At 67.6% G+C, this 21,734-nt stretch carries 17 protein-coding genes and 1 pseudogene; 9 read left to right on the top strand and 9 right to left on the bottom strand.

Annotated elements, in window-relative coordinates; all coding sequences use genetic code 11:
* Positions 1-34: 34 nt before the first annotated feature.
* Complete coding sequence (locus tag ABIE51_RS00685; RefSeq protein ID WP_192631863.1) at positions 35-382, top strand: winged helix-turn-helix domain-containing protein; 348 nt, start codon at positions 35-37, stop codon at positions 380-382.
* A gap of 6 nt (positions 383-388) precedes the next feature.
* Here the strand turns inward: ABIE51_RS00685 and panE are convergent, their stop codons facing one another.
* From panE to ABIE51_RS00700, 3 genes are read right to left on the bottom strand one after another with little or no spacing between them, the layout of a single operon-like run.
* Positions 389-1,330, bottom strand: coding sequence for a 2-dehydropantoate 2-reductase (panE, locus tag ABIE51_RS00690; protein WP_192631864.1), 942 nt, complete (start codon positions 1,328-1,330; stop codon positions 389-391).
* Entirely contained in the window at positions 1,330-2,106 is a 777-nt protein-coding gene (locus ABIE51_RS00695; RefSeq protein ID WP_157031810.1) for an ABC transporter permease, read from the bottom strand. Before ABIE51_RS00695 ends, panE begins: the two co-directional genes overlap by 1 nt.
* A 26-nt stretch (positions 2,107-2,132) precedes the next feature.
* Positions 2,133-3,140, bottom strand: coding sequence for an ABC transporter ATP-binding protein (locus ABIE51_RS00700; RefSeq protein ID WP_115843197.1), 1,008 nt, complete (start codon positions 3,138-3,140; stop codon positions 2,133-2,135).
* Between the two features lie 90 nt (positions 3,141-3,230).
* Here ABIE51_RS00700 and ABIE51_RS00705 point away from each other — a divergent pair, with 90 nt between their 5' ends.
* The 4 genes from ABIE51_RS00705 to ABIE51_RS00720 all read left to right on the top strand — a co-directional run bounded on the left by ABIE51_RS00705 (position 3,231) and on the right by ABIE51_RS00720 (position 7,664).
* Positions 3,231-4,022 (top strand): ferredoxin--NADP reductase, encoded by a 792-nt coding sequence (locus tag ABIE51_RS00705; protein WP_192631865.1) that lies wholly within the window; start codon positions 3,231-3,233, stop codon positions 4,020-4,022.
* A 153-nt stretch (positions 4,023-4,175) separates the two neighbouring features.
* A complete protein-coding gene (locus ABIE51_RS00710; RefSeq protein ID WP_192631866.1) occupies positions 4,176-5,705 on the top strand; it encodes an alpha/beta hydrolase in 1,530 nt (509 codons plus the stop codon).
* Positions 5,706-5,709: 4 nt separating this feature from the next.
* On the top strand, positions 5,710-6,456 hold the full coding sequence (locus ABIE51_RS00715; protein WP_192631867.1) for an ABC transporter ATP-binding protein: 747 nt from the start codon (positions 5,710-5,712) through the stop codon (positions 6,454-6,456).
* A gap of 11 nt (positions 6,457-6,467) precedes the next feature.
* Positions 6,468-7,664, top strand: a complete 1,197-nt coding sequence (locus ABIE51_RS00720) for an ABC transporter permease (protein WP_354503107.1) — start codon at positions 6,468-6,470, stop codon at positions 7,662-7,664.
* Between the two features lie 867 nt (positions 7,665-8,531).
* Here the strand turns inward: ABIE51_RS00720 and ABIE51_RS00725 are convergent.
* The 6 genes from ABIE51_RS00725 to rpmH all read right to left on the bottom strand — a co-directional run bounded on the left by ABIE51_RS00725 (position 8,532) and on the right by rpmH (position 14,792).
* Positions 8,532-9,578: an energy transducer TonB gene (locus ABIE51_RS00725; protein ID WP_192631868.1), complete on the bottom strand. Its 1,047-nt coding sequence runs from the start codon at positions 9,576-9,578 to the stop codon at positions 8,532-8,534.
* Between the two features lie 70 nt (positions 9,579-9,648).
* On the bottom strand, positions 9,649-10,947 hold the full coding sequence (gene ubiM / locus ABIE51_RS00730) for a 5-demethoxyubiquinol-8 5-hydroxylase UbiM (RefSeq protein ID WP_354503110.1): 1,299 nt from the start codon (positions 10,945-10,947) through the stop codon (positions 9,649-9,651).
* Between the two features lie 78 nt (positions 10,948-11,025).
* Positions 11,026-12,363, bottom strand: coding sequence for a tRNA uridine-5-carboxymethylaminomethyl(34) synthesis GTPase MnmE (gene mnmE / locus ABIE51_RS00735; protein WP_192631869.1), 1,338 nt, complete (start codon positions 12,361-12,363; stop codon positions 11,026-11,028).
* Positions 12,364-12,449: 86 nt separating this feature from the next.
* On the bottom strand, positions 12,450-14,144 hold the full coding sequence (yidC, locus tag ABIE51_RS00740) for a membrane protein insertase YidC (protein ID WP_192631870.1): 1,695 nt from the start codon (positions 14,142-14,144) through the stop codon (positions 12,450-12,452).
* A gap of 14 nt (positions 14,145-14,158) precedes the next feature.
* Positions 14,159-14,593, bottom strand: a complete 435-nt coding sequence (gene rnpA / locus ABIE51_RS00745; protein WP_192631871.1) for a ribonuclease P protein component — start codon at positions 14,591-14,593, stop codon at positions 14,159-14,161.
* A gap of 58 nt (positions 14,594-14,651) precedes the next feature.
* A complete protein-coding gene (gene rpmH, locus ABIE51_RS00750; protein ID WP_031374044.1) occupies positions 14,652-14,792 on the bottom strand; it encodes a 50S ribosomal protein L34 in 141 nt (46 codons plus the stop codon).
* Positions 14,793-15,217: 425 nt separating this feature from the next.
* Here rpmH and dnaA point away from each other — a divergent pair, with 425 nt between their 5' ends.
* The 4 genes and pseudogenes from dnaA (at position 15,218) to gyrB (ending at position 21,734) form a co-directional block, all read left to right on the top strand.
* Positions 15,218-16,552, top strand: coding sequence for a chromosomal replication initiator protein DnaA (dnaA, locus tag ABIE51_RS00755; protein WP_192631872.1), 1,335 nt, complete (start codon positions 15,218-15,220; stop codon positions 16,550-16,552).
* A gap of 300 nt (positions 16,553-16,852) precedes the next feature.
* The gene (dnaN, locus tag ABIE51_RS00760) at positions 16,853-17,953 is read left to right on the top strand and encodes a DNA polymerase III subunit beta (RefSeq protein ID WP_115843176.1); all 1,101 of its coding nucleotides are present in this window, start codon (positions 16,853-16,855) and stop codon (positions 17,951-17,953) included.
* A gap of 79 nt (positions 17,954-18,032) precedes the next feature.
* The gene (recF, locus tag ABIE51_RS00765) at positions 18,033-19,133 is read left to right on the top strand and encodes a DNA replication/repair protein RecF (RefSeq protein ID WP_192631873.1); all 1,101 of its coding nucleotides are present in this window, start codon (positions 18,033-18,035) and stop codon (positions 19,131-19,133) included.
* Between the two features lie 133 nt (positions 19,134-19,266).
* Positions 19,267-21,734 (top strand): annotated as a pseudogene (gyrB, locus tag ABIE51_RS00770) (DNA topoisomerase (ATP-hydrolyzing) subunit B).

Below are 21,734 nucleotides of genomic sequence, written 5' to 3' on the forward strand. Positions count from 1 at the left end.
GGGGGCCGCGTCCGGCATCACGTCCCGTATCGGTATGGGTGACCTGACCCTTCGCACGATGACCTGCCCCGACCCGCCCCTGCTCGCCTTCGACGACATCACCATCGACCTGAACGGGCGGCGCCTGCTCCGGGCCGGCGAGGAGCAGCCGCTGGATCCGCGGGCATTCGCGGTGCTGTGCCTGCTGGCGCGTTCGCCGGGGCAGGTGTTCTCGCCGGAGGAAATCCTCGACGAGGTCTGGGGCCATCGCCGCGTGCCGCCCGGCGCGGTGGGGCAGATCGTCGGCGTACTGCGGGCGGCGCTGGGCGATGACGTGCACCAGCCGCGGTATCTGCACGCGGTGCGGGGTTACGGGTACCGGTTCGACCGGCCGGACGGCTAGACGCCTTCAGCCTGCGATCCGGCCCGCCTCGTACGCCTGCAGGTGCACCCACGCGGCCGACAGCAGCGGGGCTTCCATGCCGGCCGCGCGAGCGCGCAGCACCATGTCGCCGACGATCTGCATCGCCTCCACCGGCTGCCCGGCTTCCAGGTCGCGCAGCATCGACGCTTTCAGCGGGGATCCAGGCGCAGTGAGCGTGGCGAGCGCGGTCTCCTGCGCCTTCGCATCGATCGCCTCGCCTTCGGCCTGCGCGACGGCAAGGCATTCGGCGTACAGCCGGCGCATGAAGGCATCGCCGCCCTGCGCGGCGACGATGTGACCGATCGGCGCGCGCATCGTGCACGTCGCGGCGGCGAGCGTCGCGAGGAAGGTGAACTTCGTCCATTGCTCGCGCGCGATGCGCATCGAACGGACGTGATCGATGTTCGCCGCCGAACACAGCGTGGCGAATGCGGCCGTGCGCTCGCTGTCGGCCGGTTCGGAGCGCTCGCCGAAGGTGATCGATGCGGGCTGGCCGAGATGGCGCACTTCGCCGTCGGCGCCCTTCATCGCGCTGATGAAGCACAGCCCGCCGACCACGTTGCGCGCACCGAAGCGTTCGTCCAGTGGCGCGTAATGACGCAGTCCGTTGAGGATCGGCAGCACCCACGTGTCGCCGCCGACCGCGGGCGCGATGGCGTCCATCGAGCTGTCCAGGTCGTAGGCCTTGCAGCTGAGCAACACCATGTCGAACGGTCGTGCCTGCGCGAGCGCCGGCAGCGCATCGGCCATGACGTGCGCCACCGGGAAATCCGCGTCGCCCAGCGGACTGCGGATCTGCAGCCCGTTCGCATCCAGCTGCGCCGCGCGGGTGGGCCGCACCAGGAAGGTCACGTCCGCACCGGATTGCGCGAGACGTCCGCCGAAATAACCGCCGGTGCCGCCGGCGCCGAGCACGAGGATGCGCATCAGCTGCGCAGGCCCACGCCGCGCTTGAGCAGCCACAGGCCCAGGCTCGCCAGCGCGATCACGAACGCGAACATCAGCCCGTACGCGACCCACACCGGCACGTCGGACACGCCGAGCAGGCCGTAGCGGAACGCGTTGACCATGTAGAAGATCGGGTTCGCGTGCGTCATCGCCTCGGCCCACGGCGGCAGCAGCTTCACCGAATAGAACACGCCGCCCAGGTAGGTCAGCGGCGTGAGGATGAAGGTCGGCACGATCGCGATGTCGTCGAACTTCTTCGCGTACACCGCGTTGACGAAGCCGGCGAGCGAGAAGATCGTCGCACCGAGGATCACCGTGGTCAGCGTGATGAACGGATGCGGCAGGCGCACCTTGGTGAAGAACATCGCGATGACCAGCACGATGGCGCCCACCATCAGGCCGCGCAGCACGGCGCCGGCAACGTAGCCGGTGAGGATCACCCAGCTCGGCATCGGGCTGACCAGCAGTTCTTCCACGTGGCGGCCGAATTTCGCGCCGAAGAACGAGGACGAGATGTTGCCGTAGCTGTTCTGGATGACGCTCATCATCACCAGGCCCGGCACGATGAAGTCCATGTACCGGATGCCGTCCATCGTGCCCACGCGCGAGCCGATGAGGCCGCCGAAGATCAGGAAGTACAGCGTCATCGTGATCGCAGGCGGTACCAGCGTCTGGCCCCAGATGCGCAGGATGCGGTTCACTTCGCGGCGCACGATGGTGCCGAGCGCGACGAGGTTGCGCTGCGTTGCGGACATCTCGTGATGGGTCTGCGTCATGTCGTTCATGCCACCTGCTCCGGCGGCGTCTGCGCGGTGCCGTCCTGTGCGTTCTCGCCCGTCAGGCGGACGAAGAGTTCTTCGAGTCGGTTCGATTTGGTACGCATGGAGCGCACGCGGATACCCGCATCGCCCAGCGCGGCGAACACGCGGTTGAGGTCCATCGCGCGCGGCATCTCGATGTCGAGCGTGTGGTCGTCGGTCGCGGTGAGCGTGGTGCCTTCGATCAGCGGCAGCTGCGCGGGCAACGTGCCGTCGATGTCGAGCAGGAAGCCTTCCACGTCGAGCTTGGCCAGCAGCGCCTTCATCGGGCCCTGCTCGACGATGCGGCCGCGGTCGATGATCGCGAGGTTGCGGCACAGGCTTTCCGCTTCCTCCAGGTAATGCGTGGTGAGGATGATCGTCGTGCCGGCGGCATTGATCTCCTTCAGCGTCTTCCACATGCCGCGACGGATCTCGATGTCCACGCCGGCGGTGGGTTCGTCGAGGATCAACAGCCTGGGCTGCGTCATCATCGCGCGGGCGATCATCAACCGGCGCTTCATGCCGCCGGAGAGCGTGCGGCTCATCACCGTCGCCTTCTCCCACAGGTGCGCGCGCTTGAGTTCGACCTCGGCACGCTTCAACGCTTCCTCGCGCGGCACGCCGTAGAAGCCGGCGTAGTTGACGAGGATGTCGACAGGCTTCTCGAACATGTTGAAGTTCAGTTCCTGCGGCACCAGGCCGATCAGCCGCATCGCGGCATCGCGGTGGCGCTGCAGGTCGACGCCGAAGATCGACACGGAGCCTTCGCTCAGGTTCACCAGCGAACTGACGATGCCGATCAGCGTGCTCTTGCCGGCGCCATTCGGGCCGAGCAGGGCAAAGAAGTCGCCGGGCGCGACGTCGAGCGAGACGCCCTTGAGCGCCTGCACCTTGTTGTCGTAGGTCTTGCGCAGCTCGCGCACGGACAGGGCGGGAGCGGCGTGCGCCGCGTTCGGGGAAGCGGTCGGTGATGCGGTTGCCGGGGTCATCGGTGAAGGCCTGCGCCGCGGCGTCGCGGCGATAGACGGTAGTATAGGCGCCCCCGTGTGGGCGCTCCGGCCACACACTGTTGCATCACGATGTCGTTTCACACTGGACCTGCCGTGGCCATCCAGCATTTCCCGCTCAAGCTCGTTTCCCGCCGCATGCTGGCCCCGAGCGTGGGTCATTACACGTTCGTGCGCGATGACGGGCAGCCGCTGGATTTCATCCCCGGCCAGTTCATCCAGGTGCATTTCCAGTACGCCGATGGCACCGCCACCAAGCGCAGCTATTCGCTGGCGACGATCCACGACCACGCGCTGGGCCCGGGCGAAGCGGTGGAAATCGCCGTGAGCTACGTACCCGGCGGCGCTGCCACGGCGCTGTTCGAGGGGTTGGAGACCGGTGGGCACGTGGATGCGAGCGGTCCGTTCGGCCGCTTCTGCCTGATGCCGACCGACGCGAACGCGCGGTACCTGCTCATCGCCACCGGCACCGGCGTCACGCCCTATCGCGCGATGCTGCCGCAACTGGAAGCGCAGATCCGCGAACGCGGCGTTCGCGTGGTGCTGCTGTTCGGCGCGCGCAACACCGACGAGCTGCTCTATGGCGACGAGTTCCGCGCCTTCGCCAACAAGTACCCGGACCACTTCCGCTTCGTCCCGTGCTTCTCGCGCGAGCTGCCGGCGCCTGATTCGCCGCATGCACACGCCGACGTACGCCACGGCTATGTGCAGCAGTTCCTCGATGAGTTCGCGCCGGATGCGACCGGCGACATCGCGTACCTGTGCGGCAACCCGAACATGGTCGATGCGTGTTTCGAAGCGCTGAAGGGCCACGGGCTGCCGGTGCCGCAGGTGCGGCGCGAGAAGTACGTCAGCAGCAAGTAACCCGAATCGCCTGGAGCCCCGCCGGCCCGTTACGGTCGTTTCCCCGGGACGACAATGGAAGGCCGCGGTGCCGTCCTTCCGCCATACGACGTGCAATCAAACTCCCCGCCGGCTCTGGCATGCTGGGGGCTTCCACGTCGGAAGAGGGAACCGATGCGCACGTCTCCTGCATGGATCGCCGCACTGGCGACGATCTGCTGCCTCACCGCCTGCACGCCTCGCGATGACGCCAGCGCGTCGCGCAAGGACGCCGACGCCGGAAAACGCATGTACGGCTCGATCGCCTTCGAGCCCTGCACGCTGTCCGGCGCACTCGCCTCCTCCAGCATCGATGCGCAATGCGCGCGCCTGGACGTTCCCGAAGATCCGGCAAAGCCGGACGGCCGCCGCATCCCGCTGAACATCGCGTGGCTTCCGGCCGGCGACAAGGGCTCGAAGGCGCCGGACCCGGTCTTCTTTCTCGCCGGCGGCCCGGGCCAGGCGGCCACCGAGTACGCGGTCGACGTCGATGCCGCATTGCGCGACGTGCGCAAGCATCGCGACATCGTGCTGATCGACCAGCGCGGCACCGGCAAGCTGAGCCCGCTCGCGTGCCGCGATGCGAACGGCGCGGAACTCGCGCTGCCGGCGGACGAGGAAGTCGATGCCGCCGCAGTCGCCGACTACGCCGCGCGTTGCGCGAAGGCGCTTGAAAGTAAAGCCGACCCGCGCTTCTACACGACCACGCAGGCCATCGGCGATCTCGATGCGGTGCGCGCCGCGCTGGGCGTGCAACAGATCAATCTCGTCGGCGTGTCGTACGGAACGCGCGTGGCGCAGCAATATGCGGCGCGGTTTCCGACGCACACGCGTTCGATCGTCCTCGACGGCGTCTTGCCGAATGAGCTGGTCGTCGGTAGCGAGTTCGCGCGCACGTTCGAGCGCGCGCTCGAACTGCAGTCGGCGCATTGCCAGTCGCTGCCGGGCTGTCGCGAACGCTATCCGCGTGATCTGCGCACGCAGCTGCGCGGCCTGAAGGAACGTCTGCAAGCAGCGCCGGTGCAGGTGGATTTCCGCGATCCGGCCACCGCGCAGCGTCGTCGCGACACGCTCACCGCCGACGCCGTCGTCGGTCTCACGCACATGTTCTCGTACATGCCGCAGATGATGTCGCTGATGCCGGTCGTCATCGACGAAGCCGATCGCGGCGAATACGCGCCGCTGATGGCGCTGGCACAGCTGGCCACGCGCAACATGGACGACCGCATGTCGCGCGGGATGCAGTGGTCGGTGATCTGTGCGGAGGATGCGGACCGCTACACGCCCGATCCCGCCGATGCCGACACCGTGCTCGGCGCGGAAACCGGACCCGCGTTCTTCGCCGCCTGCAAGGCGTGGCCGCATGGCACGCGTCCGGCGGGCTTCGACAAACCGCTGCACTCCAACGTGCCCGCGCTGCTGCTGTCGGGCGAGATCGATCCGGTGACGCCGCCGGCCTACGGCGAGCGCGTGCTGAAAGGCTTGCCTAACGGACGCCACTTCGTACTGCGCGGGCAGGGCCACAACGTGGGCGCGACCGGCTGCCTGCCCAAGCTCGTCGGGCAGTTCGTCGAATCGCTCGACGCGAAGGCGCTGGACGGAAAGTGCCTCGACACGATCGGCTACGTGCCGCCGTTCACCGGATACAACGGATGGGAGCCGTGACGCGATGATCGTCGCCCAGGACCTGCACAAGAGTTTCAAGACGCCGACCGGCACGGTGCGCGCCGTGGAAGGCGTGCGCTTCGCCGCGCGCGATGGCGAGATCACCGGCCTGCTCGGGCCCAACGGCGCCGGCAAGACGACCACGCTGCGCATGCTCTACACGTTGATGAAACCCGACGCCGGACAGGTGCTGGTCGACGGCGTCGATGCGACACGCGATCCGGCATCGGTGCGCGGCGCGCTCGGCGTGCTGCCGGACGCGCGCGGCGTGTACAAGCGCCTGACCGCGCGCGAGAACATCGCGTACTTCGGCGAACTGCACGGCATGTCGAAGCAGGCCATCGAGGCGCGTACGCAGGTGCTCGCCGATGCGTTGCAGATGCACGACATCCTCGATCGGCGCACCGAAGGTTTTTCGCAGGGACAGCGCACCAAGACCGCGATCGCACGCGCGCTCGTGCACGATCCGCGCAACGTGATCCTCGACGAGCCCACCAACGGCCTGGACGTGATGACCACGCGTGCGATGCGCGGCTTCCTGCAGCAGCTGCGTGCGGAAGGGCGCTGCGTGATCTTCTCCAGCCACATCATGCAGGAGGTCGCCGCGCTGTGCGATCGCATCGTCATCATCGCCAAGGGCCACGTCGTCGCGGCTGGCACGGCGGATGAGCTGCGCGAACAGACGGGCGAGGCGAACCTCGAAGATGCCTTCGTGAAGGCCATCGGTTCGGAAGAGGGGCTGCACGCATGAGCGCCGGTTCGATGAAGCAATCCCGTCCCGGCATGTTCGCGACGATGTGGTCGGTGATGCGCAAGGAGCTGCTCGACATCTCGCGCGACCGTCGCACGCTCGCGCTCGCGCTGCTGCTCGGCCCGCTGCTGTATCCGGTGCTGATGATCGGCATGGGTTCGCTGGCCGAATCGCGCGCGCGCACGCAGCTGGATCGCACGCTCGAAGTGCCCACCGTCGGCATGGAGCGCGCGCCGAATCTCGTCGCGTTCCTCGCCACGCAGGGCATCCGCGCGGTGAAGGCGCCGGACGACATCGACGCGGCGATCGTGCGGCAGGAGTTCGACGTCGCGCTGCGCATCTCGCCCGGTTACGCGAACGACTGGCGCAACGGCAAGCCGGCGCTGGTGGAGATCGTCGCCGATACGACGCGTCGCGACAGCGAGATCCCGAGTGCGCGCGTGCGTGCGGCGCTGGAAGGTTACGGCGGTCAGGTCGGCGCGCTGCGCCTGCTTGCGCGCGGCATCGATCCGTCCGTCGTGCGCGCGGTGAGTGTCGGCAGTCGCGACCTTGCGACGGAGGAGGCCAAGCGCGGGCTGATGCTCGCCGCGATCATGCCGTACCTGCTGATCCTGATGTCCTTCATCGGCGGCGCGTACCTGATCATGGACGCCACCGCAGGCGAACGCGAACGCCAGTCGCTGGAACCGCTGCTCGCCACGCCGGCGTCGCGCGGCGCGATCGTCAGCGGCAAGATCGCCGCCGCCTGCGCGATGGGGTTGCTGTCGCTGCTGCTGACGCTGGTGGCGTTCAAGCTCAGCGCGCAGATGAGCACGGGCGTGGGGCGCATGCTCGACGTGAGCTTCGCGTCGATCGGCCGCATGCTGCTGATCCTGCTGCCGATGGTGTTCATCGGCACGACGCTGCTCACGTGCCTGGCGGCGGCATCGAAGAGCCTGAAGGAAGCGCAGAGCCACATGACGTGGCTGATGCTGCTGCCCATGATCCCGACGATCGCGCTGATCGTGAATCCGGTGAAGACGCAGGCGTGGCAGTTCATGGTGCCGTTCCTCGCACAGAACCAGATGCTGCTGAAGGTGATCCGTGGCGAGGGCATCGACATGCAGACCTGGGGGATCTACCTGGGCACCGGCTTTGCCGTGGCGGCGTTGCTGTGGTTCGTCGCGGTGCGGCGTTACCACCAGGAGCGGTTGGCGATTTCGGGTTAGTGGTTTGGCCGCAGCGTGCGGGTGCGCGCCTGCGGCGTTGTTTGTTCTACCGGGCGCTTTACTGCTTCCTGTAGTCGTTGCCTCATGGCGTTGTTCTTGCTGTTGCTGGTGTGTTGCGTTGCTGTTGAAGTTGCTCGTCATTCCCGCGAAGGCTGGCCGCCTCTGGGCCGCCGAATGGCGGCGCCATCCATGGACTTTCCACGCTTTACCCGCAGCGCCGAAGAGCAAGGAAGAATCACCCGCCAAGCTTCCGATCGCCTGCGGCGCTCGGGTCACTTTTCTTTGCTTGCCCAAAGAAAAGTAACCAAAAGAAAGGGCCTTCCATTTGCCCAAATCAATCCCACGACCGGAAAGCGAGTAGGCGCGTTCGCGATTCGCCATCCATGGCTCAGCGCTCACCGCCGCACATCCTGTGCGGCGCCCTTCGGGGCTAGAAACGGATAGGCTGTTCGACAGCAACAGCAGACGGATGACGGCTTTTGGCCCCTCTCCCACCCGGTGAGGGGTTGGGGTGAGGGCCAACGGAGTCGCATCGGTGAACGAACCTGTGCCTTACAGCGCTGCGCTGCTGCTTTGCGGTGGGACACTGAAGCAAGATGGATTCCAGCTTTCGCTGGAATGACGGTGACGTGGTTCACCACTTGGGGAGTGCCCGAAAGCCACGGGCCTGGGTCCCGGCCTCCGCCGGGATGACGGTTCGGGACTCGGTTTTCGATGGGATGACGTTGAGGTAGGCCAGCGTCCGGAAAGTGCCCAACGGAAAAAAAGAGAAAGGCCCGGCTTGCGCCGGGCCTTTCGTTTTACAGCGTTGCTTTGCGAAGCGCGTGCGGTGGCGTCAGTCCCCCAACCTTCGCCGCCGCGTCGCGATCAGCTCTGCGGGTTGAAGCCGATGGTACGGCGCGTCGTCACCGGCGAGTCGATCGGCTGGAAGCGCCACTTGCGCACGGCGTTGACCGCTTCGCGGTCGAAGATGCGCGCAGGGTTGGAACGCACCACGCGTGCAGCCGTGACCGAGCCGTCGGTGCCGACGGTGAACTCGACCTGCACTTCGCCCGACGTCCCTGCGCGCAGGGCTTCCGGCGGGTAGCGCGGCGGCGGCATCGACAGCGGACGCAGGTCGCTCGCATCGGCCGACGCCGGTGCGGCGGCGGCCTGGCGGGCCGCGGCGGCACGCTGTTCGGCGGCGCGGGCGTCGGCCGCACGCTGGTCGGCTGCGGCCTTGTCGGCTGCGGCCTTGTCCGCCGCTGCCTTGTCGTCGGCCTGCTTGGTCGCAGCCTGCTGGGCGGCGAGCTGGCGGGCGGCGTCTTCCTGCTGCTTCTTCTGGTCCTCGACGCGCTTCTTCTCGAGTTCGACCTTCTTCTTGGCCTCTTCCTCGGCGGTCAGCTGCTGCTGCGCGGCGCGCTTGGTCGACGCATCCTGCTGGGCGGCGATGCTGGCCTTCAGGCGCGCGAGCGCGGGATGCTGGGCATCGGCCTTTTCGAGCAGGGCGGCCAGGCGCTGGGCTTCGACGAAGTCCTCGCGATTGACGCTCTGCTCGGTAGCGATGACCGTCATCGGCAGCAGGTCGGTCAGCGCGCTGGACACCGCGGCGTCCCCCGGCGCCTTGTCGCGCAGCGCGAGGTAGTACTCCACCGCGTTGTCTTCGGCCGGTGCGTACAGGCGGTTTTCCGCATACGCCTTGCGGGCCGCTTCGCGCAGCTGGTCGGCGGTCAGCGCCGAGACCTTGGCCGACACCGCGGTTTCCGCCGTGACCGCAGGCGCGGACTGGGTGGCGGCCGGCGCGGCGGCGGTGGGCTGGGCGGGTTCTTCCTTGTTACAGGCCGCCAGCGCGCAGCACAGGGCGAGCGCGACAGACAGCTGCGATACGACAGACAGTCGGCGCGAACGCCGGTCTTGTGGATTAACGAACGTCATTGGCAAAGCTCCCCTGAAGTGCGCCGTCACGAGCACACAGGCACTAGATCGCGTGAGCGGCCCCTGTTTGTCAAGCGAACGGCCATCGGAGCCTACCATCGGTCGGCGCGACCGGGCCGCCCATCGCCCTGTTCAGATGGGCGCGCAGGGCCGTAATGCGGTGATTTCCGGGTAGACCCGCGCGCGGCCGGTCGGACAGGAAGGCGGCCAGCAGCTGGCGGAACGGCGGGAACCCCGCGCTCGCGCGAAGCACGCCCGCGCGAAGTGCGCGAATCGGCGTGCGGTCGTCGGTGAACAACGCAACGATCCCGCGCGTGGCGAGGTGAAGCGGCGCGGTCGCGAACCGGTGGCCGCGTTCGTAGCGGGCGAGTCGCACCGGATCGCCCGGGTCCGCGCGCGTGGCCGCCGCGTCGCGCAGTTCCGCGGCCATGCGCTCGACGCCAAGCAACCCGAGGTTGAAGCCGTGCGCCGTCACCGGATGCATGCCGACCGCCGCATCGCCCAGCAGCGCCACGCGCGTGCCGGCGAACCGCGTCGCCCACGCACCGACCAGCGGGTACACGTGGCGCTCCCCGGGATCGGACACGGCACCGAGGCGTCCGTGGAAGCGTCGGGCGATTTCCCCTGCGAATGCCGCGTCGTCCATCGCCTGCAGGTCTCGCATCTGCGCGCCGGGCAGCGTCAGCACCACGGAGGACCGGTGCCCGGACGGCGTGGCGCGACCCAGCGGCAGACGCGCCAGCGTCTGGCCATGATCGAACCACTCCCAGGCGGTGTCGTCGTGCGGGCGCTCGTGCGTCACGCGGCACACGAGCATGCCGCGACCGAAATCGTGCATCCGCGCGGGGATGCCCACGTGGCGCCGGGTTTCGGAAAAGCGGCCGTCGGTGGCGACGATCAGGCGCGCTGCGAAACTTCGGCCGTCTTCCAGTCGAACACGCGCGTCGGTCGTGTCGGCTTCGACCGCAGCGATGCGCACGCCTGCATGGAATTCGACATCCTGCGACCCGGACACTGCGTCGAACGCCGCCGCCCGAATCGCGTGGTTCGGCACCAGCCAGCCGAGCGGTTCGTCGCCGCCGCCGACCTTCAGCGGCTCGCGCGCGCCGGCGTCGAACACGTGCGCTTCGCAGAGCGGATGGCATTCGTCCGGCGGCAGCCGACTCCACACGCCAAGCTCGCGCAGCAGCCGGGCGGAGCGCTGCGTGAGCGCGATCTCGCGCCCGTCGAATTTCGGGGCGTGCAAGGATGCCTCTGTTTCGCGTTCGAGCATCGCGACCCGAAGGCCGCTTCCGTCGAGCGCCCGCGCCAGACATAGCCCGGCGGGTCCCGCGCCAATGACGATGACATCGGTGTTGATGGTCTGCATGAAGCGCTCGCGTTCGGGTGTCGCGCACTGTTACGCGCGCTCCGCACCAGCGCCTTGATTCCGGTCAAGGGCGCTGCGCTACTTGCCGATGCAGAAGCTCGAGAAGATGTGGCCGAGCAGGTCGTCGGCGTGCACGCGGCCGGTGATCTCGCCGAGCGCATCGTGGGCGAGCCGCAGCGATTCGGCGGCGAGGTCGAGCGATTCGCGATCGAGCTCGATGCGTGCCTGCGCAAGGTGTTCGCGCGCGATCGCCAGCGCATCGACGTGCCGCGCGCGTGCGGTGAAGGCGCCCTCGCCGGCCGCATCGGCGTTGCCCTGCGCGAGTTCGCGCAGGCGGGCATGCAGCGACTCCAGCCCGGTGCCGGTACGTGCGGAGACGTTCAGGGCGTCGTGCGGTTGCGGCGTGTCGGCGTCTAGCAGGTCGGCCTTGTTGTGGACCCACACGCGCAGCGGGACCTCGGCGATGGCGTCGATCACCGCTGCGCGCCCGCCTTCCGGATCGCGCGCATCGAGTACCACCAGCGCGAGGTCCGCACGTTGCAGCTCGCCGCGCGCGCGGCGCATGCCTTCGCGCTCGATCACATCGCCGCCTTCGCGCAGGCCGGCGGTGTCGACGAGCGTGAGCTCGACGCCGTCGATGCGGATGGTCTCGTGCAGCAGGTCGCGCGTGGTGCCGGCGATATCGGTGACGATGGCGCGCTCGCTGCCGGCCAGCACGTTGAGCAGCGAGCTCTTGCCGGCATTCGGCGGCCCGACGATCACCGCATGCAGGCCGTCGCGCAGGCGACGCCCGCGTTCGGCGGCCTTCAGCAGGTCGTCGAGGGCGAGCGCGTTGTCGCGAAGGCGGACGCGGAGCTGTTCGCCGCCGAGCGTGTCGATCGGCTCGTCGGCGAAGTCGATCGCGGCTTCGACGTGCACGCGGATCGCGAGCAGTTCGTCGGCGATGGCATCGACGCGACGCGAGAATTCGCCGTCGAGCGCACGGCGTGCGGCGCGTGCGGCACGCACGTCGGCCGCGGCGATGAGGTCGGCGACGGCTTCGGCCTGTGCGAGGTCGAGCCGGCCTTCGAGGAACGCACGTTCGCTGAACTCGCCCGGCCGCGCACGGCGCGCACCGAGCGCGACGCAGCGCGCGACCAGTTCGTGCAGGACGGCGGGACTGCCGTGCGCCTGCAGTTCCACCACGTCCTCGCCGGTATAGCTGGCGGGCGCGGCGAAATAGAGCGCGATGCCGTCGTCGATGGTCTCGTAGTGCTCGTCGCGAAAACGCACGTAGTGCGCCGTTCGCGGTACGAGTTCGTGCGCGGCGAGCGATTGCGCGATCGCACGCGATTTCGGCCCGGACAGCCGCACGATGCCGACGCCGCCCGCACCGGGCGCGGTGGCAATGGCAGCGATGGTGTCGCGATCGGTCATGGCGTCATGGTCGCAGAACGGGGGTACCGGCGGCACAAATGCGAAGCCCGCCTTCCGGCGGGCTTCGTGCGAACGGGCGCGGCGGGTTACGCCTTCGCCGGCTGCTCGCTGTACTTCTTCACCATCCACCACTGCTGCAGCAGGCCCAGCGCGCCGTTGGTGACCCAGTACAGCACCAGGCCGGCCGGGAAGAAGGCGAACATCACGCCGAACACCAGCGGCATGAACTGCATCATCTTGGCCTGCATGGGATCCATGCCGGTGGTCGGGTTCAACTTCTGCGTGAACCACATGATCGCGACGTTGATGATCGGCAGCACGAAGAACGGATCGCGCGAAGTCAGGTCGGTGATCCAGCCGATCCACGGCGCGTGGCGCAGTTCGACCGACTCCGAGAGCATCCAGTACAGAGCCAGGAACACCGGCATCTGCAGCAGGATCGGCAGGCAGCCGCCGACGGGGTTGATCTTCTCCTTCTTGTACAGCTCCATCATCGCCATCTGGAACTTCTGCTTGTCGTCCCCGTAGCGCTCCTTGAGCTGCGCGATGCGCGGCTGGAACTTGCGCATCTTCGCCATCGACTTGTACTGCGCGGCCGACAGCGGGTACATCGCGAGCTTGATCAGGAACACCAGGCCGACGATCGACCAGCCCCAGTTGCCGACCAGGCCGTAGATCTTCTCCAGCACCCAGAACAGCCAGCCGGCGATGGTCGCCATGATGCTGTAGCTGCTGAAGTCCACCGCGCGGTCCAGGCCCGGCACGTTCTGGGCTTCGATCGCCTTGACCAGCTTCGGTCCGACCCACAGGCGCGCGGTGGTTTCGGCCTTCGCGCCCGGCGCGACGGTGACGCCCGGGCCGACTTCGCGGATCAGGTACTGCGTGCCGCCGGTGCCGCTGGGCGTGGCGAGCGAGAAGGTCGTGGTGTCGTTCGAGCCCGGGATCCAGGCGGCGAAGAAGTGGTGCTGGAGCATGCCGATCCAGCCGCCGGTGACCTGCTTGTTGAGCGGGCCATCCTCGACGAAGTTGTCGTACTTGCGCTTCTCGTACTTGTCGGCGCTGGAGTACCACGCGGCGCCCTGGAAGCTGTACTGCTCGGCGCTCATCGGGCCCTTCTTCACCAGCGCCCGCGGCACGCGGCTCAGCTGGCGGTAGACGAAGCCCTGCCACGGCTTGGCGCCGGCGTTGATGACTTCATCGCGCACCTGCACGACGTAGTTGCTGCGCGTGAAGGTGTAGGTGCGGCGGATGGTCACGCCGTCGCTGCCGGTCCAGACGAACGGGACCTCGAGCGAGTTGGCGCCATCGGCGAGCGTGAAATCGGTCTTGCCGCCTTCGGGCACGAAGCCGGCCTGGTGCGTCGGCGCCTGGCCGCCCTGGCTCACCCAGCCGCTCTGCGCGACGAAGTAGTTGGCCGGATCGGTGGCGAACAGGCGCACCGGTGCGCTGCTGTCGTCGGCGGTGCTGGGATAGCGCAACAGGTCGGCCTGGCGCATCTCGCCGCCGTCGAGCACGAGCTTCAGGACGTCGGTGGTGACGGTGACGCTCGCTGCGGCGGCCGGCGTGGCGGCAGCCGTCGGCGTGGTGCCGGCGACGCTCGGCGCGGCCGGGACGGCGCCCGGCGCGCTGGCGGTGGTCGGGATGCTGGCGTCCGTCGCGGTCGCGGTGGTTGTGGTCTGCGCGGGAGCGGCAGGCGCGGCCTTCTCCTTGCCCCATTCCATCCACAGCAGGGTCGCCACCATCAGCCAGGCGAAGATCAGGAAAACGCGGGTCTGGTTCATGGGCGACAGGCTGCTCAGCCGCGATCGACGTGCGGCGCTGGGGCGGAAGGGGAAGCGGCCGGCATTGTGCCGGGCGCCGGTGACAGGGGCAACGCGGCGTCGGGCGCGAGGGCCCCGCTGCGGTGGAGCAGACCCTGGAAGGCCGCGACGAGTTCCGGGCCGCTGGCCTGCCGTGCGGCCGGACGCGCGACCACGACGTAGTCGCCCGCGGCGAGTTGCCCGCGCAGGCGACGGAAGGTATCGCGAAGAACGCGCTTGATGCGATTGCGACCGACGGCGTTCGGATCGACCTTGCGGGACACGGCCAGGCCCATGCGTGCAGGCACGTCACTGGGAAGCCAATGCAAAGCCAGCACGGGCAGCGCCGTGCGCCGTCCGTGCTGGAATATGCGGTCGAAATCGGACTTCGCGCGAACCCGCGCGCTGCGCGGGAAGCGGGCCGATGTCATCTGCTGCTACCGGCGAGGGCCGGTGTGCGACTGCCGCGCGGAGCGGCAGCGGCGACGCTTAGGCGCAAAGACGCTTGCGGCCCTTGGCGCGACGACGGGCCAGGATCTTGCGGCCATCGGCGGTCGCCATGCGGGCACGGAAACCGTGGTCGCGCTTGCGCTTGAGGTTGCTGGGCTGGTAGGTGCGCTTGGTGGCCATGGTTCGGCTCGATGCGTAAACGGCAAAATGGACCGCGGATTCTAGCGGCCCGGGGAGTGCCAGGTCAACCGTGCTTGACCCGGCTCGCTTCCGACGCAGCGACCCACCGGGAAACGAAGCAAAGCCAGCCCCCTAAGTTAGGGGGCACTTCGCGCAGCGAAGCGGGGTATGGAACGCACGCCACGGGGCCCGAAGTTTGCACCGCAAACTTTGGGAGGCGAAGCCGGCTGCGCCGGCGAACGCCTGTGGACTACCTGTTAATCCACCTGTGGACAAGTCCTGTTCCGCGCCCGGTCGCGGTGATAGTCTGCCCCTACCCCCAGACCCGTTCGCCGCGATCCGTGCATCGCGCGGCGGGATGCTTTTCGCCGCGGTTTTCCGGTGCTTCGGCGCCGGACGCACAAGAGACGAAGATTCCCGAACCGATGGATGCCTGGCCCCGCTGCCTCGAACGCCTCGAAGCCGAACTTCCGGCCGAGGATATCCACACCTGGCTCAAGCCCCTGCAGGCGACGCGGCGAGACGACACTACGGTGCTCTATGCGCCCAACGCCTTCGTGGTCGAACACGTGCGCGAGCGCTACCTGCCACGGATCCGCGAGCTGCTGGCGCATTTCGCCGGCAGCGACGAGGTGAGCCTGGAGATCGGCTCGCTGCCGCGCGCCGCCGCGCCGGTCCCGGAAGCGGTCGCCGCCACGCTGGTCGCGCCGGTGCGCGCCGTGCCGAGCGAGCCGTTCAACGGCCACCTGGATAACCACTACACCTTCGAGAACTTCGTCGAAGGCCGCAGCAACCAGCTCGGTCGCGCCGCCGCGTGGCAGGCCTCGCTCAAGCCCGGCGATCGCGCGCACAACCCGCTGCTGCTGTACGGCGGCACGGGCCTGGGCAAGACGCACCTGATGTTCGCCGCCGGCAACGCGATGCGCGCGGCGAATCCGAACATGCGCGTGCTCTACCTGCGCAGCGAGCAGTTCTTCAGCGCGATGATGAAGTCGCTGCAGGACAAGACCATGGACGCGTTCAAGCGCCAGTTCCAGCAGGTCGACGCGCTGCTGATCGACGACATCCAGTTCTTCGCCGGCAAGGACCGCACGCAGGAGGAGTTCTTCCACACCTTCAACGCGCTGTTCGATGGCAAGCAGCAGATCATCCTGACCTGCGACCGCTATCCGCGCGAGGTCGAAGGCCTGGAGCCGCGCCTGAAGTCGCGCCTGGCCTGGGGCTTGAGCGTGGCGATCGAGCCACCGGACTTCGAGACGCGCGCCCAAATCGTGCTGAGCAAGGCGCGCGAGCGCGGCGCGCACATTCCCGAGGAAGTCGCGTTCCTGCTCGCCAAGAAGATGCGCAGCAACGTGCGCGACCTGGAAGGCGCGCTCAACACGCTCGCCGCGCGCGCCAACTTCACCGGCCGTGCGATCACGGTCGAGTTCGCGCAGGAAACCCTGCGCGACCTGCTGCGCGCGCAGCAGCAGGCGATCGGCATTCCGAACATCCAGAAGACCGTGGCCGACTACTACGGCCTGCAGATGAAGGACCTGTTGTCCAAGCGCCGCACGCGCTCGCTGGCGCGTCCGCGGCAGATGGCGATGGCGTTGGCCAAGGAGCTGACCGAGCACAGCCTGCCGGAGATCGGCGACGCGTTTGCCGGCCGCGACCACACCACGGTGCTGCACGCGTGCCGCCAGATCCGCACGCTGATGGAGACCGACGGCAAGCTGCGCGAAGACTGGGACAAGCTGATCCGCAAGCTCAGCGAGTGATGCATCGGCGGCCCGCAGCAAAGCGACGGTCGCCGATACATACTTATCCCCGTCCGCACGGGGCAAGCCGTGTATGGTGCGGGCACAAGTTGTGGACAGTTTCGGCCCTCGCGCCGTGCGCTAGAGTTGTCCACAGTTTGTCCGCCGGTTGCCCGGCCAGTTCTACCGAAGTTTCACAAGCAAGAAAAACCATGGTTATCAAGAGCTTGAGATGGTTTTCCCGGATTTCCGGTGACACCATCACCACCATGCTTTTGATTTATTCCACATACTTAGTAATGGCACGGGGACGGGGTCCGCATGCGTTTTTCCCTTCAACGCGAAGTCTTTCTCAAGCCGCTCGCTCAGGTCGTCAACGTCGTCGAGCGCCGCCAGACCCTGCCGGTGCTGGCCAACCTGCTGGTACAGGTGAAGGACGGACAGCTCTCGCTGACCGGTACTGACCTGGAAGTGGAGATGGTCTCGCGCGTTCTGGTCGATGACGCACAGGACGGCGAAACGACGATCCCCGCGCGCAAGCTGTTCGAGATCGTTCGCGCCCTGCCCGACGGCAGCAAGGTCACCGTCTCGCAGTCGGCCGAAAAGATCACGGTGCAGGCCGGGCGTTCCCGCTTCACCCTGTCGAGCCTGCCGGCGAACGACTTCCCGTCGATCGACGAGGTCGAAGCCAACGAGCGCGTCCGCGTGCCCGAGGCGGCGCTGAAGGAACTGATCGAGCGCACGGCGTTCGCGATGGCCCAGCAGGACGTCCGTTACTACCTCAACGGCCTGCTGTTCGACTTGCGCGAAGCCAGCCTGCGCTGCGTAGCTACCGACGGCCATCGCCTAGCGCTGTGCGAATCGCCGCTCGACAACGGCGCGTTGACCAAGCGCCAGCTGATCGTGCCACGCAAGGGCGTGCAGGAACTGCAGCGCCTGCTGGAAGGCGGCGAGCGCGAGCTCGAGCTGGAAATGGGCCGTGGCCACCTTCGCGTGAAGCGCGACGATGTCACCTTCACCAGCAAGCTGATCGATGGGCGCTTTCCGGACTATGAGGCGGTCATCCCGATCGGGGCTGATCGTGAGGTGCGGATCGATCGCGAGGTCCTGCGTGCCTCGCTTCAGCGCGCCGCGATCCTGTCGAACGAGAAGTACCGCGGCGTTCGCCTGGAAGTCTCGCCGGGCCAGCTGAAGATCAGTGCGCACAATCCGGAGCAGGAAGAAGCGCAGGAAGAGGTCGAGGCCGATACGCGCGTCGACGACCTGGCGGTGGGGTTCAACGTGAACTACCTGCTGGATGCTCTGACGTCGCTGAAGGACGAGCACGTGGTCATCATGCTGCGCGACGCGAACTCTTCGGCGCTGGTGCGCGAGGCGGCGAACGACCGTTGCCGCCACGTCGTGATGCCGCTGCGCCTCTGATCCACGCGTTCCACGTGAAACATCGACGCCCGGCCTCGTGCCGGGCGTTTTGTTTTCGCCCTCCGCTAAACTTGTCCCGATGCACGTCACCCGACTTGAGCTGCGCCATCTGCGCCGCTTCCAGGATCTCCGTCTCGACCCTGCCCCCGGCCTGAACCTCATCACCGGCGACAATGGCGCGGGCAAGACGACCGTGCTCGAAGCCCTGCATTTGATGGCTTACGGCCGCAGCTTTCGCGGGCGCGTACGCGACGGGCTGATCCGGGCGGGTGACGCTGGCTTGGAGGTCTTCGTTGAGTGGCAGGAAAGGGCGGGCCGTTCGGGAGATGACGAACGCCTCCGGAAAGCCGGGCTCCGTCACACCGGCCAGGACTGGACCGGTCGCCTGGACGGCGCCAACGTCGCCCAGCTCGGCGACCTCTGCGCGGCGCTGGCCGTGGTCACGTTCGAGCCCGGTAGCCACGCGCTGATCACCGGCGGCGGCGAGTCCCGTCGGCGCTACTTGGATTGGGGGTTGTTCCACGTGGAACCGGACTTCCTTCCGGTGTGGCGCCGATATAGCCGTGCCCTCAAGCAGCGGAACGCCCTGCTCAAAGTCCGGGCCCGGGACGCCCAGCTCGATGCGTGGGATCACGAACTCGCCGAGGCCGGAGAACCGCTCAGCCGGTTTCGCGAGCGATACCTCGATCTCCTCCAGGTGCGCTTCGAGCCGTTGTTGTCGGACCTCGCCCCGGCGCTGGGCCTGAGTCGCCTCGAATACGCCCCCGGCTGGCGCCGCGACGAGATGTCGCTCGCCGACGCGTTCCTGCTGTCCCGCGAGCGCGACCTCGTCGCCGGCTACACCGGGGTGGGGCCGCATCGGGCGGACTGGCGGGTGGTGTTCGCAAACCTGCCCGGCCGCGAGGCGCTCTCCCGCGGCCAATCCAAGCTCACCGCGCTGGCGGCCCTGCTCGCTCAGGCTGAACACCACGACGAGACGCACGGCGAATGGCCCGTGGTGGCGCTCGACGACCTTGCATCCGAACTCGATCGCCACCATCAAGGAAGGGTGCTGGCGCGTCTCCAGTCCAGTGGTGCGCAGGTGTTCATCACCGGCACAGAGGCCCCACCTGGCGTCCCCACCGACTTTCCGGTGCATCGGTTCCACGTGGAACACGGCGCCATCACCACCACCTGCTGAGCCCGCTTCCTGCCCTCCGACGGTGGGTTGTCCAGCGCCCGAACGCCGGCTGTTATACTCCCGGTTTGTATAGCTAATGTGTCTTGACGCGCCCGGCCCCGCCGCGGACCGCGTCGACGGAGCCTGTCGCCGCATGACCCACATCGAGCACGATCCCTCGCAAGATCCGTCCGCCGCTTCGACCCCCGCTGTTCCCCAGACCTACGACTCCAGCAAGATCACCGTGCTGCGTGGTCTGGAAGCCGTGCGCAAGCGTCCGGGCATGTACATCGGCGACGTGCACGACGGCACCGGCCTGCACCACATGGTGTTCGAGGTCGTCGACAACTCGGTCGACGAAGCCTTGGGCGGGCCACGCCGACGACATCGTGGTGACGATCCATGTGGATGGCTCGGTCTCCGTGCTGGATAACGGCCGCGGCATGCCGGTGGACATCCACAAGGAAGAAGGCGTCTCCGCGGCCGAGGTGATCCTCACCGTGCTGCACGCCGGCGGCAAGTTCGACGACAACAGCTACAAGGTTTCCGGCGGCCTGCATGGCGTCGGCGTCTCGGTGGTCAACGCGCTGTCGGAGCACCTGTGGCTCGACGTGTGGCGCGACGGCTTCCACCACCATCAGGAATACGCGCTGGGCGAGCCCGTGGCTCCGCTCAAGCAGCTGGAAGCTTCCGACAAGCGCGGCACGCGCCTGCGCTTCAAGCCGTCCGCGTCGATCTTCACCGACATCGAGTTCCACTACGACATCCTGGCGCGCCGCCTGCGCGAGCTGTCGTTCCTCAATTCGGGCGTGAAGATCACGCTGGTCGACGAGCGCGGCGAAGGCAAGCGCGACGTCTTCCAGTACGGCCGGCGGCATCCGCTCGTTCGTCGAGCACCTGGCGCAGCTGAAGAACCCGCTGCACCCGAACGTAATTTCGGTGTCCGGCGAACAGAACGGCATCACGGTAGACGTCGCCCTGCAGTGGACCGACGCCTACCAGGAAACGATGTTCTGCTTCACCAACAACATCCCGCAGAAGGACGGCGGTACGCACCTGGCCGGCTTCCGCGCTGCCCTGACGCGCACGATGTCGAACTACATCGAGCAGAACGGCATCGCCAAGCAGGCCAAGATCAGCCTGTCCGGCGACGACATGCGCGAAGGCATGATCGCCGTTCTGTCGGTGAAGGTGCCCGACCCCAGCTTCTCTTCGCAGACCAAGGAAAAGCTGGTCAGCTCCGACGTGAAGCCGGTGGTCGAAGCGACCTTCGGTGCGCGCCTGGAAGAGTTCCTGCAGGAACACCCGCAGGAAGCCCGCGCGATCTGCGAGAAGGTCGTCGATGCCGCGCGTGCGCGCGAAGCCGCCCGCAAGGCGCGCGATCTCACGCGCCGCAAGGGCGCGCTCGACATCGCGGGCCTGCCGGGCAAGCTCGCCGACTGCCAGGAAAAGGATCCGGCGCTCTCCGAACTGTTCATCGTCGAGGGTGACTCCGCAGGTGGTTCGGCCAAGCAGGGCCGCAACCGCAAGACGCAGGCGATCCTTCCGCTCAAGGGCAAGATCCTCAACGTCGAGCGCGCGCGTTTCGATCGCATGCTCGGCAGCGCCGAGGTCGGCACGCTCATCACCGCGCTGGGCACCGGCATCGGCAAGGACGAGTACAACCCGGACAAGCTGCGCTACCACCGCATCATCCTGATGACCGACGCGGACGTCGACGGAAGCCACATCCGCACGCTGCTGCTGACCTTCTTCTACAGGCAGATGCCGGAACTGATCGAGCGCGGCCACGTCTACATCGGACTGCCGCCGCTGTACAAGATCAAGCAGGGCAAGAACGAGCTGTACCTCAAGGACGACGCGGCGCTCGACGCGTACCTTGCGAACAACGCCGTGGAAGGCGCCTCGCTCGTGCCGGCCACGGGCGAGCCGGCGATCGAAGGCGCCGCGCTGGAGAAGCTGCTGCTCGCCTACGCGAGCGCACGCGAGGCCATCGGCCGCAACGCGCATCGCTACGACCCGAGCGTCATCGAAGCGCTGATCGATTCGATCCCGCTCGATGCCGCCGCGCTGGCCGATCACGCCGCGCTGCGTCGCGAGTTCGATGCGCTTGAGGCGCGCCTCAACCGTGGCGGTCTCGGCAAGCCGCGCTACACGCTGGAACTGCACGAAGGTGCCGGCCAGCCCGCGCTGCTGGTCAAGCGCCTGCACATGGGCGAGGAACTCACCCAGGTGCTGCCGCTGTCGATCTTCGAAGCCGGCGAACTGCGCACCGTGCGTGAAGCCGCCGCGCAGCTGCATGGCCTGATCCGCGAAGGCGCGCAGATCGTGCGCGGCAATCGCGCGCAGTCCATCGACAGCTTCGCGCAGGCGCAGACCTGGTTGCTGGAAGAGGCCAAGAAGGGCCGTCAGATCCAGCGCTTCAAGGGCCTTGGCGAAATGAACCCGGAGCAGCTCTGGGACACGACGGTGAACCCGGAGACCCGCCGCCTGCTGCAGGTGCGGATCGAGGACGCGGTTGCCGCCGACCAGATCTTCAGCACGCTGATGGGCGACGTCGTCGAACCGCGCCGCGAGTTCATCGAAGACAACGCGCTCAAGGTCGCCAACCTCGACGTGTGA

The sequence above is a fragment of the Lysobacter sp. OAE881 genome, assembly GCF_040546665.1.
Classification (GTDB): domain Bacteria; phylum Pseudomonadota; class Gammaproteobacteria; order Xanthomonadales; family Xanthomonadaceae; genus Lysobacter_J; species Lysobacter_J soli.

Coding starts and splice junctions, on each gene's coding strand:
- ABIE51_RS00685 (WP_192631863.1), top strand. CDS start 35: ATGGGTGACCTGACCCTTCGCACGATGACCTGCCCCGACCCGCCCCTG.
- panE (WP_192631864.1), bottom strand. CDS start 1,330: ATGCGCATCCTCGTGCTCGGCGCCGGCGGCACCGGCGGTTATTTCGGC.
- ABIE51_RS00695 (WP_157031810.1), bottom strand. CDS start 2,106: ATGTCCGCAACGCAGCGCAACCTCGTCGCGCTCGGCACCATCGTGCGC.
- ABIE51_RS00700 (WP_115843197.1), bottom strand. CDS start 3,140: ATGACCCCGGCAACCGCATCACCGACCGCTTCCCCGAACGCGGCGCAC.
- ABIE51_RS00705 (WP_192631865.1), top strand. CDS start 3,231: ATGTCGTTTCACACTGGACCTGCCGTGGCCATCCAGCATTTCCCGCTC.
- ABIE51_RS00710 (WP_192631866.1), top strand. CDS start 4,176: ATGCGCACGTCTCCTGCATGGATCGCCGCACTGGCGACGATCTGCTGC.
- ABIE51_RS00715 (WP_192631867.1), top strand. CDS start 5,710: ATGATCGTCGCCCAGGACCTGCACAAGAGTTTCAAGACGCCGACCGGC.
- ABIE51_RS00720 (WP_354503107.1), top strand. CDS start 6,468: ATGAAGCAATCCCGTCCCGGCATGTTCGCGACGATGTGGTCGGTGATG.
- ABIE51_RS00725 (WP_192631868.1), bottom strand. CDS start 9,578: ATGACGTTCGTTAATCCACAAGACCGGCGTTCGCGCCGACTGTCTGTC.
- ubiM (WP_354503110.1), bottom strand. CDS start 10,947: ATGCAGACCATCAACACCGATGTCATCGTCATTGGCGCGGGACCCGCC.
- mnmE (WP_192631869.1), bottom strand. CDS start 12,363: ATGACCGATCGCGACACCATCGCTGCCATTGCCACCGCGCCCGGTGCG.
- yidC (WP_192631870.1), bottom strand. CDS start 14,144: ATGAACCAGACCCGCGTTTTCCTGATCTTCGCCTGGCTGATGGTGGCG.
- rnpA (WP_192631871.1), bottom strand. CDS start 14,593: ATGACATCGGCCCGCTTCCCGCGCAGCGCGCGGGTTCGCGCGAAGTCC.
- rpmH (WP_031374044.1), bottom strand. CDS start 14,792: ATGGCCACCAAGCGCACCTACCAGCCCAGCAACCTCAAGCGCAAGCGC.
- dnaA (WP_192631872.1), top strand. CDS start 15,218: ATGGATGCCTGGCCCCGCTGCCTCGAACGCCTCGAAGCCGAACTTCCG.
- dnaN (WP_115843176.1), top strand. CDS start 16,853: ATGCGTTTTTCCCTTCAACGCGAAGTCTTTCTCAAGCCGCTCGCTCAG.
- recF (WP_192631873.1), top strand. CDS start 18,033: ATGCACGTCACCCGACTTGAGCTGCGCCATCTGCGCCGCTTCCAGGAT.